General features: G+C 27.2%; 15 protein-coding genes. 12 read left to right on the top strand and 3 right to left on the bottom strand.

Annotated features, from left to right (window positions below; translation table 11 throughout):
* The first annotated feature begins 60 nt into the window (after window positions 1-60).
* The 3 genes from ABDZ60_RS14940 (at window position 61) to ABDZ60_RS14930 (ending at window position 3666) form a co-directional block, all read left to right on the top strand.
* Window positions 61-1029, top strand: a complete 969-nt coding sequence (locus ABDZ60_RS14940; protein WP_343779121.1) for an RluA family pseudouridine synthase — start codon at window positions 61-63, stop codon at window positions 1027-1029.
* A gap of 16 nt (window positions 1030-1045) precedes the next feature.
* Window positions 1046-2665: a putative polysaccharide biosynthesis protein gene (locus ABDZ60_RS14935; RefSeq protein ID WP_047000959.1), complete on the top strand. Its 1620-nt coding sequence runs from the start codon at window positions 1046-1048 to the stop codon at window positions 2663-2665.
* A gap of 200 nt (window positions 2666-2865) precedes the next feature.
* Window positions 2866-3666, top strand: a complete 801-nt coding sequence (locus ABDZ60_RS14930; RefSeq protein WP_047000960.1) for a hypothetical protein — start codon at window positions 2866-2868, stop codon at window positions 3664-3666.
* A 70-nt stretch (window positions 3667-3736) separates the two neighbouring features.
* On the opposite strand, the gene ABDZ60_RS14925 is transcribed toward ABDZ60_RS14930, so the two are convergent.
* The 3 genes from ABDZ60_RS14925 to spoVB all read right to left on the bottom strand — a co-directional run bounded on the left by ABDZ60_RS14925 (window position 3737) and on the right by spoVB (window position 6644).
* On the bottom strand, window positions 3737-4471 hold the full coding sequence (locus ABDZ60_RS14925) for a class I SAM-dependent methyltransferase (RefSeq protein ID WP_047000961.1): 735 nt from the start codon (window positions 4469-4471) through the stop codon (window positions 3737-3739).
* A 115-nt stretch (window positions 4472-4586) separates the two neighbouring features.
* On the bottom strand, window positions 4587-4850 hold the full coding sequence (locus ABDZ60_RS14920) for a CD3324 family protein (RefSeq protein ID WP_047000962.1): 264 nt from the start codon (window positions 4848-4850) through the stop codon (window positions 4587-4589).
* A gap of 294 nt (window positions 4851-5144) precedes the next feature.
* Complete coding sequence (gene spoVB / locus ABDZ60_RS14915) at window positions 5145-6644, bottom strand: stage V sporulation protein B (RefSeq protein WP_047000963.1); 1500 nt, start codon at window positions 6642-6644, stop codon at window positions 5145-5147.
* A gap of 232 nt (window positions 6645-6876) precedes the next feature.
* On the opposite strand from spoVB, the gene ABDZ60_RS14910 reads away from it, so the two are divergent.
* From ABDZ60_RS14910 to ABDZ60_RS14870, 9 genes are all read left to right on the top strand, one after another.
* Window positions 6877-8166: a PQQ-dependent sugar dehydrogenase family protein gene (locus tag ABDZ60_RS14910; RefSeq protein WP_343779117.1), complete on the top strand. Its 1290-nt coding sequence runs from the start codon at window positions 6877-6879 to the stop codon at window positions 8164-8166.
* Between the two features lie 221 nt (window positions 8167-8387).
* The gene (locus ABDZ60_RS14905; RefSeq protein WP_016206194.1) at window positions 8388-8882 is read left to right on the top strand and encodes a hypothetical protein; all 495 of its coding nucleotides are present in this window, start codon (window positions 8388-8390) and stop codon (window positions 8880-8882) included.
* 23 nt (window positions 8883-8905) lie between these two features.
* Window positions 8906-10576: a B12-binding domain-containing radical SAM protein gene (locus tag ABDZ60_RS14900; RefSeq protein ID WP_047000987.1), complete on the top strand. Its 1671-nt coding sequence runs from the start codon at window positions 8906-8908 to the stop codon at window positions 10574-10576.
* A gap of 166 nt (window positions 10577-10742) precedes the next feature.
* Window positions 10743-11069: a V-type sodium ATP synthase subunit G gene (locus ABDZ60_RS14895; RefSeq protein WP_016206192.1), complete on the top strand. Its 327-nt coding sequence runs from the start codon at window positions 10743-10745 to the stop codon at window positions 11067-11069.
* Complete coding sequence (locus ABDZ60_RS14890; protein WP_016206191.1) at window positions 11056-13011, top strand: V-type ATP synthase subunit I; 1956 nt, start codon at window positions 11056-11058, stop codon at window positions 13009-13011. The genes ABDZ60_RS14895 and ABDZ60_RS14890 overlap by 14 nt, the downstream gene beginning before the upstream one ends.
* A 13-nt stretch (window positions 13012-13024) precedes the next feature.
* Window positions 13025-13510 carry a V-type ATP synthase subunit K gene (locus ABDZ60_RS14885; protein ID WP_016206190.1) on the top strand — a complete coding sequence of 162 codons (486 nt, stop codon included), beginning with the start codon at window positions 13025-13027 and terminating at the stop codon, window positions 13508-13510.
* An 18-nt stretch (window positions 13511-13528) separates the two neighbouring features.
* A complete protein-coding gene (locus tag ABDZ60_RS14880; protein WP_016206189.1) occupies window positions 13529-14119 on the top strand; it encodes a V-type ATP synthase subunit E in 591 nt (196 codons plus the stop codon).
* Between the two features lie 12 nt (window positions 14120-14131).
* The gene (locus ABDZ60_RS14875) at window positions 14132-15133 is read left to right on the top strand and encodes a V-type ATP synthase subunit C (RefSeq protein WP_047000965.1); all 1002 of its coding nucleotides are present in this window, start codon (window positions 14132-14134) and stop codon (window positions 15131-15133) included.
* A complete protein-coding gene (locus ABDZ60_RS14870) occupies window positions 15126-15437 on the top strand; it encodes a V-type ATP synthase subunit F (protein WP_172655011.1) in 312 nt (103 codons plus the stop codon). The genes ABDZ60_RS14875 and ABDZ60_RS14870 overlap by 8 nt, the downstream gene beginning before the upstream one ends.
* Window positions 15438-15440: the final 3 nt, after the last annotated feature.

Genomic DNA, 15440 nt, shown 5'->3' with positions numbered 1-15440 from the left:
ATTAATCTATAACAATGGGGAAAATATAGTTAGAATACTAAAAAACTAGGAGTGATTAGTTTGAGAATAGAAATAGGAACAAATGAAGCAGGTCAGAGATTAGACAAATTTTTAAGAAAATTGTTAAAGGATGTTCCACTAAGTAAAATCTTTAAAGCACTAAGAAAAGGTGATGTAAGGGTTAATGGAAGTAAGCAAAAAGAAAATTATTCGCTGCAAATAAATGATGTAATAGAAATAAAATATATACAAAGTACAAAAGAAGATCCAAAAGAGAAATTTATTAAAGTTAATGCTAGTGGAATGAAAATTACTTATGAAGATTCTAATATATTAATAGTAGAAAAATGGCCTAATATTTTAGTTCATCCTGATGAAAAAGGAAAAGAGGCAAGTTTAACTGATTATGTATTATCATACTTAAATGAGAAAGGTGATTACTTACCAGAAAATGAAATAACATTTACTCCTGCACCATGTAATAGATTAGATAGAAATACTTCAGGTATTGTTATATTTGGAAAAAACTTTGAAGCATTAAGAACAATGAATGAAATGATAAGAGAAGGAAATGTAGAAAAATATTATAATACTTTAGTTAAAGGTAAAATAAAAGACGGACTATATAAAGGATATATACATAAAAATGAAGAGGCTAATATATCAAAGATATATGACGAAAAAGTAAATGATTCAAAAGAAATAGCCATGGAAGTGAAGACAATAAGAACTAACGGTGCATATTCACTTTTAGAAATAGATTTAATAACAGGAAGAAGTCATCAAATAAGAGCGCATTTATCACATTTAGGGGCTCCTATAATTGGTGATAATAAATATGGAGATAGAAAATTAAATTCATTTTTTGCAAATAAATTCGGACTTGATTGCCAATTCTTATATGCATATAAATTGATTTTTAGAAACACACCAGATAAACTAGAATATTTAAATAATAAAACTATAACAGAAAGCTTACCACCAGTATTTAAGAAAATTAAAAATGATGTGTTTAAATTCACAATATAGTAAAAGGTGATTGGGTATGGAACAAAAGTCAGTAGGACGTGGTTTTTTAATATTATCAATAGCAGGTATTGCTGGTAAGTTATTATCAGCAATATATGTTCCTTTATTAACAGCTGTTCTAGGCGAAACAGGATATGGAATATATACTGCTGGATATGATATATTTGTATTTTTAATTGCGGTAACTAGTTTAGGAGCACAACCTGCAGTTACAAAGGTTGTTACAGAACTTAGAGCAATGGGAAATCATAAGGATGCCTTAAGAGCTATGAAACTATCTATAAAGTATTTAGCTATTATAAGTATAGTAATTGCTGGAGTATTTATGATATTAGCCTTTCCTCTTTCAAAGCTAATTAGCGCTGAACAATCAGCTTTAACTTTTGTATTTTTAGCTCCTGCAATAATTTTTGCTGCTATTTTAGCAGCTTATAGAGGATATATGCAAGCAGTTGAAGAAATGGAAGCACTAGCTATATCTCAAATTATAGAACAATTAATAAATGTTATACTTAGTTTAGTATTTGCAGGTATATTAATTGCTATAACAAGTAATGATGAGTGGGGGAGCGCAGGGGGAACAGTAGGTACATCTTTAGGAGCAGTAGTTGCAATAATATATATAATATACATATATGAAAAGAGGAATTATAAAGAAGAAGCAGAAAAAAATCATGATCCAACTAGAAGAAGGGTGTCAGATAAAAGGATAGTTAAAAAATTATTTATGTATGCACTTCCTATAACGTTAGTTGCAGGTGTACAAAACTTTGCTGGAGTAATAGATACTATGACTCTAGGAAGAGGATTAAGTTCAGCAGGCTTTAATAAAGTAGAGGTTAATGATTTAAGAGCAGTTTTATCATATTATAAAACTCTAGTTTATGTACCATTAGCTATAGTAACAGCATTGGGTACATCTATATTTCCAAAAGTAATACAGGCTTTTGTGCATAAGAATAAAAGGGAATTAAAGCAACAAACAAGCTATGCATTTAGAATAACATACATAATAATAATGCCAGCTACATTGGGATTAGCTATATTAAGTAAAGAGATATATAAATTCCTATTTAATAACACATCTACAGGATATACATTACTTATGTATGGATCATCTTTGCTTATATTTATGTCAATAACAACAATACAAAATGTTATTCTTCAAGGAATAAATAAATTATATTTAATAATAGTATCTGCAAGTGCAGGATTAATAGTCAAAATAGTTATAAACCTTATTTTAATTCCAATTCCAAGAATAAATATAATGGGCGCGGTAGTAGCAACTTTTGTATCATTTATTATTCCAGCGGTAATAAATCATAGAAAGATAGAAAGATTTTTTAAAGTCAAAATACCTATAGTAAGACAAGCGATAGTACCAACAATATGCTCTGTATTAATGGCAATTGTAATATTTCTAGTAAAATTTCCAGTCATTAAATTGGCAGATATGCTTGGCGGGGGAAGAGTAATTATTGCAATAGCAACATTAGTTTTAATCGGTATAGGAGGAGTAGTATATCTATATACAATGGTTTACTTTGGTGGAATAAGAAAGAAGGATCTAGATTTAATTTCACCAAGAATATTTAGATTCTTACCTAGAAGATTGAGAAAAGAACTAATTTAATAATAAAATTTTGCGAAGCAAAATATTACTAGTGAAAAAGTGAAAGAGTGAAAAAATGAAGGTGAAAAATCCTTAAGGGATTTTTGTATAAAGGTGCTTTGCACCAGTTGCAGTTTAAGTTTTGCATAGCAAAACATCCTTAACTTTTTCACTCTTTTACTATTAATTTTTCACCAAAAAGTTTGGAAGGGAAATAGTTTATGGAGTTATTAAAAGGATTAATAATTACAACAATAATTGAAATTGTGTATTTTATAGGATCTATTTTTGTAGTAGGATTTATATTAGGGGTTTTAAGGACTAAGTCTATAAAAAACTTTTATGGAGCCATTGGAAGAAAGAGTATTTATATAACCGGATTTATAGGGGTTCCTATTCATGAACTAAGTCATGCATTAGTAGCGATTATTTTTAAACATAAAGTAAACAAAATAAAGCTTTTTCAACCTAATAATGAAGATGGAACATTGGGATATGTAAAACATGCGTATAATCCTCGTAGCATATATCAGCAAATTGGAAATTTCTTTATTGGAATAGCACCAATTTTAGGCGGAATATTTTCTATCGATATTTTAATGTATTTTCTTATACCTAATATATACAAGGAATTTAGGATAACTATATTTAGTAGTATAAATGAGATGAATTTAATTAACTTAGTTTTAACGTTTAAATCACTAATAAAGTTAATATTTACAGTAGACAATTTCATAAATATAAGATTCATAGTTTTTTTATTCTTAGCAATATGTATATCTTCACATATATCATTAAGTAAGGCCGATATAAAAGGAGCTAGCAGGGGAATCTTTAGTATGTTTTTTGTACTTATGCTATTAAATTTATTAGGAGTAACAAAATATATATCACTAAGTAGCATAATAAGCTATAACATATTTATAATAAATATTCTTTTCATAGCCATAATATTTTCGCTAATAACATATGTTATTAGTTTATTAGTAAAATTAATTTTTCAAATTATACTTAAAAATTAGTTTTATTAAAAAAGCACTCAATTAGATTGAAGTGCTTTTTTAATTACGCTTATTATTTATAATTATATTATTATTTTTTTGTTGCTGCTACAAGTAACATCATTGGTCTGCGTAATTCATCTAACATTTCAGGAATAGTAGAAAGTAAATTTTCTTGTGGTTTTGGTTCAACAATATCTGTTATTTCAAATCCACCTTTTAAAATAGTATTTAAGTATGTTGTTAATGTTCTATGATACTTTATAACTTCCTCACCTAAAAAAATTGTATTACGAACACCTTCTATAAAATAATGATCAACTGGCCAATGTAATATTTTACCCTCAGCATCATAATACCAATCCTGTGGCCCTTGTGCAGTGAAGATTGGATGCTCCACAGAGAAAACAAGTTTTCCACCTTTTGAAATACACTTACTTATTCTATTCAAAACTTCTTCAAATGATTGAATATAATGAAGTGCTAATGAACTGATAATAATATCAAAGGAGTTTTCAGGGAAATCAATCTCCTCTATTGGCATACATAAATACTGGATATTTGCTGATTCAGTTTTGTTTCTTGCTTCATTTAACATCTTTTGTGAAATATCAACTCCAATTACTGACCTTGCACCATTTTCTATAGCAAATTGACAATGCCATCCAAAACCACAGCCTAAATCTAAAACTCTTTTATCTTCAAAGGTTGGTAATATTTTTCTTAGTTCGTGCCATTCTCCAGCACCTTTAAGCCCTTGTTTTGAGCGATTCATACTACTGTATTTATCAAAAAAGGTTTTATCTTCATATTTATTTTGTTTCATTTTTATTACCTCCATTCTTACTATATTGTATTGTCGCGATAAAGCTCATTCAAGATAAAAAATAATTCTATATAGTTTTATAGAAATAGGGTTACCAATTGGCAACCCTATTTAATCATTTTTTATAAATTATTTGTTTTATTGAATGGATAGAAAGGAAGTATTCATCTGCCAAATCTATCATCGTATAACCTTGTTTATATTTATCTATAATTTCCTTATTCCTATGAGCTAAAATTTTACGAATTCCTGATTTCTCCCCCCACCTCTTACAATACAGTGGTTGTGCAGGTATATATAGATATTCTCCTTGAATATATTGTTGTATTTCAAGAATCAAATGTTCTGGTAATATATTATTAGCATTCTTATATTTCATACAAACTTCACTCCTAAATATTAAAATATATAGGGTACAAAGTCGTATGTATAGAACTTTTGTTAGTGGTTTAATACTCCATACAAAATTCCACTATAATTACATACTGACTTTGTATGGAGTAAGCCTATTCTTTGAACTATAATCATGTTTTAACCTCCTACATAGATAAGAAAATAACGTTAGGTTCATAGCTATAATATTATAAAGTATTTTCTTATTTAATTATACATAAATAATGGTAAGTGTTAAACATTAATTACCATCCTATATAAATTGCTTTGCAATTTGAAACTACTCTTCATCAATTCCAAAGAAACTAAGTCCGGTGAATATAAGGAATGTTAATGAAATTATAACTAAGTTTTTAATAATAAATAAATCACTTAAAAAGTTATTTGTAAATAATCTAAGTATCATAAATATTAATACTGATAATAGTAAAAATATACTTATATTACTTTTAGATAAATCTAAGTATATATGTTTTTGAACTTCTCTAAGATTTATAAATAAACTTACACTGGATGTTAAGAATAAAGTTATACCATAACCCATTATATTAACACCTGGAATACCAATGAATATAAATAAACATATAAGCTCTAGAATTGATACTATTAATGAATTTCTAAGGATTACTCCTTGTTTGTTTAGTCCATTTAGGATTCCAAACATGGTGCTAGAAGTAAAGAAAATAGGAGCACTTAATGAAGCAATTCTGATATATTCCCCTAAGTCACCTCTACTATAAAACATTTGGCCCAGGGAATCTGGAATTATATTACAAATTACTGTTGTAGCAAGTCCAAGCAAAAATGCAATTTTTATTATTTTTTTTATTCTAACAGTGGCATTATAATAATCACCTCTACTTAAAGTTTCTGATAGATCGGGAACAATAAGAGAATTTATGGACATAATAACTATCATAGGAAAAGTTACTATTGTTAAAGCCATACCAGTGAACTTTCCTATCATTCCTAAAGCTGCTATAGAATCAAATCCAGCTGCAACTAGTCGTCTAGGAACTAGTAAAGTTGATGCTGTTCCAAATAAATTTCCAAGAAAGCCATTTATACATAAAGGAAAAGCAATTATAAATACATTAAATAATAATTGTGATGCTCTTTCTGGCTTTGCAGTTGATAAAGGAGCTTTTCTTGATATATTTTTATAATAACAAAATAAAAGAATCAAACTTTGTAGCTCTCCTATAGCTAAAGATACATATGCTAATGTAACTAAAGAAGTAATAGAAGTAGCTTTAAACATATAAATTAGTAAGGCAATAGTAACTATACGCATTGCTTTCTCTAAAATATCTATGAATGAAGGAACTACTATTTTTGAAACTCCATAAAAATAACCTTTTAATATATTAGATATAGCTATAAAAACCATTGCAGGACAAGTTACTCTAATAGCATTAACAGTTCTCATATCATGTATACCATATTTACTTATGTAAGGAGCTAAGAAAAATACCATTACTCCTATGGCAGCTGCCCATATTACATTAAAACTTGCAACCGTTTTTATAGTTTTATTTATATTGTTATATTGATTTTTAGCTTTATAGATAGCGGATACTTGAGATATAGCAGCTATTATTCCAGCGGTCATAAGGCAAATAAAAAGGTTATATATAGGCATTACTAAACCATACAATCCTATACCTACAGGTCCTATAAGTTTTGATAAGTAAATTGAAAATATAAAACCTAAAACTCCAGTTGTTATATTAGATATTGTAAGAAGAAATGAATTTCTTACAAAGCTATCTTTTTCCAAATTCTATCACCCCCAATTAAGCACATGAAAATAAATAATATGTTAGCATACTGATCTATTATTTATTGGATTGTGCCTCAATACACTTATATCTATTCTTAAAGAAATTAAAATATACCATAACTAAATACGAAGAAAATAAATAAGTAAAAGAAAATAAATGATTATATAAGTAATAATTTATCTATTTAGAAATATAAATTAAACATAAATAGAAAATTAGGGGGAGCACATGAAGAGGTTTATTAAATTTTTATTTGTTTCTATTATAGTAGTAACTTTAGCTTTTGGAATTTTTAAGGTTAAAAATAAATATAATTTAGATATTTTAAATAATAATGTAGATTGGTTAATAAGCCTTAAGGGATGCGAAGGAGCTAGAAGTTTTGACTTTGATGAAGAAGGAAATTTATATTTAGCTTTTGAAGATACAATTAGGGTAGTAAATAAAGAAGGAAATGATGAATTAATTATAAAGGAGAGCAAATTTAATATACTAGATATACTATATCATAACAATTTATTATACATAGCTACAGATAACAGAATATTAGAATATAGCATTGATACAAAAACTTATAAAGAAATTGTAACAAGCATACCTAATAATGGAATTAATAAAAAAATAAATTTATTACTAAATGAAGATAAACTTTATTTTTCAATAGGAAGCAATACAAACGCTGGAGTAGTAAACTCCAAAAGTGAGGCTTTTGACATAGCTACAAGTCCATGGATATTAACTGGAAACAATTATGGAGAAGGAAAGACAGGAGCCTTTTCCCAATATTCTGTAAGCACTGAAGTTGGGGAAGGTGTAGAATCACAGAAAATAGGTAATGCAGCTGTACTCTCATACAATATAAAAAATCAAGAAATAAACTTATTTGCACATGGAATCAGAAATATAAATGGATGGGATATTGATAGTGAAGGTGAGATTAAAGCTATAATTGGAGGCATGGAAGACATACCTCCTAGAAATATAAAAGATGATAAAGATTATATATATAATTTACAAAAAGACAATTGGTATGGTTGGCCTGATTATAGTGGAGGAGATCCAATAACATCCCCAAGATTCACAGATTCTATAAAACAAGAATTTTTGATAAAAAATCATGTTGATAAAAATCCGGCAGCACCTATATATCAAGATAGCGATGTATCATCGTTACAAGGTTTAGCTATAGATAAAGTTGGAAAGTGTTTTGATAAAAACACGGTTATATTTGGGAATAATAAAAAAGGATTTATATATGCACTAAGTAAAGAAGGAGTTGCAAGAGAATTAATATCCTTAGATGAAAGAAGCAAAGTGGAAAAAATAATATTTTATAAAGATGGATTTTTTATTTTAGATAGCAAAGCTGGGTGCTTATATAACCTTAAATTGAATGATACAAATACAATATTTAAATTGCCAAAAATATTTTGGGTTTTTTCAATAGTATTCATATTAGTAATAATTGTATCTATACTAATAAAAAATAGAGATACAAAACTTAATAAAAAAATGTAGACTAAAAAGGTTATTACGCAATGAAAAAAATTGTGTAATAGTCTTTTTAACTTTTTAGAAAAATTATTAATAAAATATGTAAATAGAAAATATAAATATAACATAGAAGGTCTAATTAAATTATTACACTTACTAAAACAATTTATATATATTATTTTAAATTGTTAATTGTAAATTGTTAATTGGAATATATAACTTATATAATTAGGAGGTAAAGTGGTATGGGAAAAACAATAGTACTTAATTTATCAGACGTAAAGTTAGAAGGAGACATATTAGATGTTGGAGAAAGTTTTGGGGTAATATATAACATATCTAAAGGTATTGAGGATGAAATATCAGTAGACTATGTAGGAGGAGAAAATTCAAATGAGATTAAGGAAGAAGAATATGATACATGCACAATGTTTTTTCATCTAAGTAAATTATGGAACAATTATGGAAGACTAAAGTTAATAGAAGAAGTAAGTAAATATGTTAAAGTAGGCGGGAAAATATATATATGGGACATAAATAAAGAAGTTAAGGATATTATAAATAATAAAATAATGGCAGTACTACCTTCAGGGAAAATAAAAGAATTTGAGTTCAGAAATTTAAATCCTATAATAAAATCTAATATAGAAGAAAATGAGAAATTACTTGAAAAATATTATAAAATAGAAGAAACTAAGTTATGGGAAGATATACACTTTATAAAAGGTATAAAACTTTAAATATTGAAAGGAAGAAAATACTTATGAAGATTTTACTTACAGCTGTAAACTCTAAATTTGTTCACAGTAATTTGGCTGTTAGATATTTAAAAGCATTTACTAAAGACATGGACTATGAATGTAAGATTAGAGAATTTTCAATTAATGATAGAGATGAGAAGGTGCTTGAAGAGATTATAAAAGAAAAACCTAATGTAGTTGCCTTCTCAACTTATATTTGGAATATAGAAATGATAAAGAGAATTTCTAATCTTATAAAACTTGTAGATGAAAATATAGAGATATTATATGGTGGACCAGAAGTATCTTATGATAGCCAAAACATATTAAAAGAATTAAATGGAGAATATATAATTGAAGGAGAAGGAGAAAAAACATATAGAGAGTTTGTAGAGTATAAAATAGGAGAAAGAGATATAAACTCAATAAGAGGTCTTTATTACAAAGTTAATGATGAAGTAGTTCTTAATGGAAAGAGACCATTAATGAATATGAATGAATTAATATTTCCTTATGAAGAAAATGAAAATTTAGATAATAAGATTGTATATTATGAAGCTTCAAGAGGATGTCCTTTTAATTGTAAATATTGTTTATCATCAACAACTCATGGAGTAAGATTTATAGATATAGATAGAGTGAAAAAAGAATTAAAATACTTTATAGATAAAGAAGTAAGATTAGTAAAATTCGTAGATAGAACCTTCAATTGTAATCATAAATTTACTATGGAAATTTGGGAATTCTTAATTAATCAAAATACAAAAACTCAATTCCACTTTGAAATATCAGCAGATATTTTAAAAAAATCAGAGCTTGAACTTCTAAAAAATGCTCCAAAGAACAGATTTCAATTTGAAGTTGGAGTTCAAACAACAAATGATGATGTTTTAAGTAGAATAAATAGGTTTGTAAATTTTAGCGATATAAAAGAAAAAGTTGAGGAACTTCTTGAAATCAGAAATATAAAACAACATCTAGATTTAATAGCAGGATTACCAGGCGAAGATTATAATTCTTTCAAAAAATCCTTTAATGATGTTTATAGCATAAGACCAGAGGAAATACAATTAGGGTTTTTAAAACTCTTAAGAGGATCATCTATGAGAGAAGAAGCAGAAGAATATGGAATGAAATATTCACCATATCCACCATATGAAATACTAAAAACAAAGGATATTAATTATAATGAAATAATAAAGCTTAAGAAAATAGAGGAAATGGTCGATAAATATTATAACTCACAAAAATTTAATAACATAATAAAATATTTAGTAAACAAGTTTGATACTCCTTTTGATTTTTATTATACCTTGGGAAATTATTTTGATTCTAGGGGCTATTTTAATAAGAATATAGGCAATAGTGAATACTATAAATTGTTTTTAGATTTCAATAAAGATATATTAAAAGAAGAAGATTTTATATTAAAAAATCTTTTGAAATTTGATTATTTAACTTTCAATAAAAGAAGAGGAATGCCAGAATTTATAAAATCTAATTTAGATAAAGAAGAAGAGACAAAAATTAAGGAAACATTCAAAGGAGTATATTCTTTTAAAAATTACTATATAGAAGTATTTAATATAAATATTTATAAGTTTATAGAAAATTCAATTATAGTTAAAGAAAAAGATTATTATTTATTTGGGCATGAAGGTGATATAATACGTATAACTCAACATATTATATAAAGTTAAAATTAACGGTTAAATTATTAACAAAATATTAATGGTTAGTTAAATAAAAATAAAGTGTTGAAAAAAACCTAAAAACATGTATAATAGAAAGTAAAAAGAGTAATTAATACTATATTAAGTATTAATTACTATATTATCAGAATGATAAGGTGGTGAGATTTTGGCATTAGAAGCAATAAATGAAATTAAGAAAGCTGAAGAAAAAGCTGAAGAGCTAATTCAAGAAGCTACGATAACTTCTAAGGAAATAGTAAAGAATGCTAGCATTCAAGCTGAAGAAGAGTACAATAAAATTCTAAATGAAGCAAATTTTAAGAAAGCACAGATTATTACCAAGGCAGAAGAAGAAGGAAATTCAGAAGCAACGCCTATATTAGAAAAAGGCGCAAAAGAAATAGAAAATATAAAAAATATTTCTGACGAAAAAAAGAATAATGCTATTAATTTAATCGTTGAGAGGATAGTGAAGATTCATGGCAATAGTTAAGATGAACAAGTTCACTTTGCTTACCTTTGAATCTAAAAAGCAAAAGCTTTTAAGGGAAATACAAGGATTATCTAATGTAGAGTTTATTAATTTACAAGATGATGATTTCCTTGAAAAATATGAAGAATTAAAAAGCTTAGCTAAAGATGATATAGATTTAGAGTATTCAAAGTATGAAGAAAATTTATCAAAAGCTAAATTTGCTTTAGAATTTCTAAAAAAATATGTTCCTAAAAAGTCAGCATTAAAGGCATTAAAAGAAGAAAAGCTAATATTAACTTTAGATGAATTAGAAGAGAAAGTTAAAGCCTATAATTGGGAAGCAAGCTATAATAAAGCAAAAGAAAAAGAGGCTGAACTGTCTAATTTAGATTCAAAGATAACAAAGTTACAAGCTGAGATAGATACTTTAATTCCTTGGCAGGATTTGGATGTAGCTTTTGATAAAATAAAAAATTTGAAAAAGACATCATATTTCTTAGGAACTATAGCAAAATCTTATGAAGATGATTTATTAGGAGAATTATCAAATACATATGTTGAAATAATATCAAGAAGTAATAATGATATAAACCTTCTAATTTTATCTAATAAAGAGGAAAGCGAAAATGTATCAGAGGTTTTAAGGGGTGTTGGATTTAGTGCATTTAAAACTGAGCACAAAGATGTCCCAATGAAGCTTATTTTAGAATTTAAGCATCAAATAGAAGAACTTCAATCAAAGAAATTTTTCATTCAAGAGGAAATTGCAAACTTTGAAGAAGATCTAAAAAACTTAGAATTAGCTTATGATTATTTTGTAAGTAAAGTTGAACGTGTTAAAGTTTCAACCAATTTTTTAAAGACAAAAAATATATGTGCAATTCAGGGATGGGTAGCACAAGAAGATAGTGAGACATTAAAGTCTATATGCAATAATATTCTTAAAGATGACTATTATATAGAATTTGAAGATGTTAAAGAAGATGAAATAGATGAAGTTCCAATTAAGCTTAAAAATGGTGAACTTGTTTCAGCATTTGAAAGTGTAACTGGAATGTATAGTTATCCTAAATATAATCAAATAGATCCAACACCCCTACTTGCACCATTTTATTTAATATTTTTTGGAATGATGGTAGCAGACGTAGGATATGGATTGTTAGTTTTAATAGGAGCAGCATTAGCACTTAAGCTTTTAAAGCTAGATGAAGGTAAAAAGGATTTTGCAAAATTCTTTTTATATTTAAGTATACCAACAATATTCTTTGGAGCAATTTATGGATCTTTCTTTGGAGATGCTATAAAATTACCAACCCAAATAATTGATACAAATAAAGATGTTATGACTATAGTGGTTCTATCTTTGGGATTAGGAGTTATTCAAATATTCTTTGGATTATTCATAAAGGTTTATAGTCTGGTTAGGATTGGTAAAGCAAAAGATGCATTATTAGATGCTGGCTCATGGATAATAACATTATTATCTATAGGTGGATTAGTAGCTGCTAAGGCATTAAAATTCCCAAGTATAGTTGGAAATATTTTTATAATTACAATGGTTATTGGTATGATACTAGTAGTTATTGGTGGAGGAAGAGAAGAAAAATCCTTTGGAGCTAAAGCAGGTCAAGGGTTATATTCATTATATGGTATTACTGGTTATGTAGGAGACTTAGTTTCTTACACAAGGCTTATGGCTTTAGGATTAGCTGGCGGTTCAATCGCAGGAGCTTTAAATCTATTAATTAACACTTTACCAGGTGTAGCAGCAATAGTAGTAGGTCCTATTTTATTTGTTTTATTTCATATATTTAATTTAGGTTTATCATTACTTGGAGCTTATGTTCATACAGCAAGACTTCAATACGTTGAGTATTTTGGTAAATTCTACGAAGGTGGAGGAAGACCTTTTAGAGCATTTAAAGTTTCAGAAAAGTATATAAAGATCAAAAGAAATTAGGAGGAATTATAAAATGGAAATGTCATGGATTCAATTTTTTATGGAAAATAACGGTGGATTAATATTTGCAGCTATGGGAGTAGCCTTAGCAGTTGGTTTATCAGGTATAGGTTCAGCTAAAGGAGTTGGTATAGTTGGTGAAGCAGCAAGTGGATTAGTTACAGAAGAACCAGAAAAATTTGGTAAGGCGTTAGTTCTTCAATTATTACCAGGTACACAAGGATTATATGGATTTGTTATAGGATTCTTAGTATTTACAAAAATGGCTTCAGGAATGCCATTAGATCAAGGTTTATATTTATTAGGAGCTTGTTTACCAATAGCATTTGCAGGTCTTTGGTCAGGAATAGCTCAAGGTAAAGTTGCAGCATCTGGTATTCAAATATTAGCTAAAAACCCAGAACATAATACAAAAGGTATAATATTAGCAGCAATGGTTGAAACATACGCATTATTAGGATTCGTTATTTCATTCATGCTAGTAAATAAGGGATTCTAAGATTGGAGAGAATAGGCTATGGCAAACGTAAATAATCTAACTTCTAAAATCCTTAGGGATGCTGAAGAGAGAAAGGAAAGTATTTTAGCTTCTGCAGAAGAAGATAAAAATAAGATTCTTTCTAAGAAAATAGCTAAAGCCAAAGAACTTGAAAAAGAGATTATACAAAAGGCTGAGCTTGAAGCTAAAACTAAAAAAGAAAGAATTTTATCTTCTGCTTCTCTTAAGGTTAGAAATAATAAATTATCTGCAAAGCAGGAAGTTATAAAAGAAGTATTTGAAAATAGTATAGATATGTTAGCAACTATATCTGGAGATGATTTTTTAAGATTTATAAAAAACTCAATACTTTCTCTAGGTGAAATAGGAGAACAGACATTAATTTTAAATAAAGAAGGAATGGAATTAGTAGATCTTACTTTTATCTATGATTTAAATCAATCATTAGGAGATAAAGGAAATATTAAACTAAGTCCTAATACTGGGAACTTTAAGGGTGGATTTATTCTTGAAAGTAATGGTATAGAAATCAATAACACATATGAAGCTTTAGTAAGTTCATTAAAAGATGAATTGGAGTTTGAAGTAGCAAGAGTGTTGTTTAATTAAGGAGGGTAAGATATGGATGTAATGAAATTTACCCAAGCTGTATCAAGAATATGGGTTTTAGAAACTAAACTTCTTGATAAGCCTAAAATTGAAAGAATGATAGAAGCTCCATCAGCAAATGAAGTACTAAGAATATTAAATGAAACAGAGTATTCAAATGTTTCAACTAATATAAAAAGAGCAGAAGATTATGAAGAAATATTAAGTGCAGAACTTAAAAGAATATATAATTTAGTTTATGAAATAAGCCCTATAAAAGATGTTGTAAAGTTAATGAGTTTAAAATATGACTATCATAATATAAAGGTGCTTCTAAAAGGAAAAGTATTAAGTAAAGATTTATCTTCAATGCTTATACAATTAGGAAATCTAGATTTACAAGAAGTTAAACGTAAAATAGATGGAGAAAATTTCAAGAGTTTAAATGGAAACCTTGGAAAAGGAGTTCAAGAAGCAATGAAATCTTTTGAAGAAACTAAGGATCCTCAAAAGATAGATATAATAATAGATAAATATATGTATAAAGAATTAGTAGATATAAAAAATTCATTAAATTATAAGTTCATAGATAATTTAGTTAAAGCTATGATAGATTCTACTAATATAAGAACATTACTTAGAATAAAGAAGCAAAATAAAGGAAGAGACTTTGCTGGAGAAGTTATAGTTAATGGTGGAGCAATAGATAGTAGCAAACTTATATCTTTATTAAATGAATCACCAGAAAATATAATGACTAAATTACAAAGCACTATATATTCAGATTTAATAAAGCAAGGTTTTGAGGGCTATATATCTACAGAATCTGCAAGTCTTTTAGAAAAATTGAGTGATAATTATATTATGAGATTAATGAAAGATTCTAAGTTAGTTACTTTTGGACCAGAAAAGATATTATCTTATATTTATGCAAAAGAAACAGAAATAAAAGTAATAAGAATTATAATGGTTGGCAAGCTTAATAATATTGCTGAGGAAGTAATAAGAGAAAGGTTGCGTGATATATATGAATAAGAAAATAGGTGTTGTTGGCGATAAGGATTCAGTTTTAGCTTTCAAAGCTTTAGGAATAGATGTATTTCCAGTAGTTGAAGCTGATGAAGCAAGAAGAGCAGTTGATAACTGTGCAAGAAGTAACTATGCAGTAATTTTTGTAACTGAGCAGATAGCACAACATATTGAAGAAACTATAGCACGTTACAATGAAGAAATACTTCCAGCTGTAATATTAATTCCAAGTAATCAAGGTTCATTAAATATTGGACTAAAGAGAATTAGTAATAGTGTGGAAAAAGCTGTTGGCGTTAATATTTTATAGGAA

The organism is Clostridium sartagoforme (assembly GCF_039521405.1).
GTDB lineage: Bacteria > Bacillota > Clostridia > Clostridiales > Clostridiaceae > Clostridium > Clostridium sartagoforme.
This window is presented reverse-complemented; position numbering and strand designations above follow the sequence as displayed.